Genomic DNA, 823 nt, shown 5'->3' on the forward strand with positions numbered 1-823 from the left:
TCTGGCCAGCTTGTTTGCCAGAGCACAGGTGACGACAAAGTTGCTTTTCCGACACAACAACTCCCTGACCCAGTCGGCCAACTTGCCAGACTGGTGTTCCAGTTTTTGTATGAATACCCTGGCACACTGAACCAACAAAGTTCGGATCTTTTTGTTGCCCCGCTTGCTAATCCCTAACAATGTCGTCCGACCTCCCGTGCTGTACTGTCGGGGTACCAGCCCTGTTGCCGCCGCAAAGTCACGGCTGCTGGCGTACTGCTTCCCGTCGCCAATCTCAGTTGAAATAGTACTGGCAGTCAGCGTTCCAACGCAGGGAATACTCAGCAAGCGCTGTCCAACCTCATCTTCGTCCAACTTTCGTTTCAACTGAGATTCCAGATCTTTAATCTGCTCAACAAGATAGTGATAATGCTGTTGTAATTTCAGCAGTAACTGGCTGAGATAAAGAGGCAAACTACTGTCCTCAAGAAGGGTACTCAGTCGACTAATAACGGCAGCACCTCGCGGAACGCTGATACCAAATTCCAGCAGAAAAGCATGCATCTGATTAGTTGTTTTCACCTTATCCTGAACCAGGGATTCACGGACACGATGCAGAGCTCGCATTGCCTGCTGAGATTCGGTTCTGGGCTGCACGAAACGCATAGATGGACGTGATGCTGCTTCACAGATAGCTTCAGCATCAACGAAGTCATTTTTGTTGCTTTTAACGAATGGGCGGACAAATTGCGGTGATATCAGCTTTGGAAAATGCCCTAACTCTTCCAGCTTGCGTGCCATAAAGTGAGAACCGCCACAGGCTTCCATCGCGATGGTTGTTGCC

The 823-nt window shown here is 49.6% G+C and carries 1 protein-coding gene; it reads right to left on the reverse strand.

All coding sequences use genetic code 11. The annotated features are described in order from the left end of the window. The coding region (locus ACFP3V_RS31365; protein WP_380591100.1) for an IS110-like element IS4321 family transposase at positions 1 to 823 on the reverse strand (823 nt) is incomplete at both ends.

Source organism: Streptacidiphilus monticola (assembly GCF_042658505.1).
Taxonomy (GTDB): domain Bacteria; phylum Actinomycetota; class Actinomycetes; order Streptomycetales; family Streptomycetaceae; genus Streptacidiphilus; species Streptacidiphilus monticola.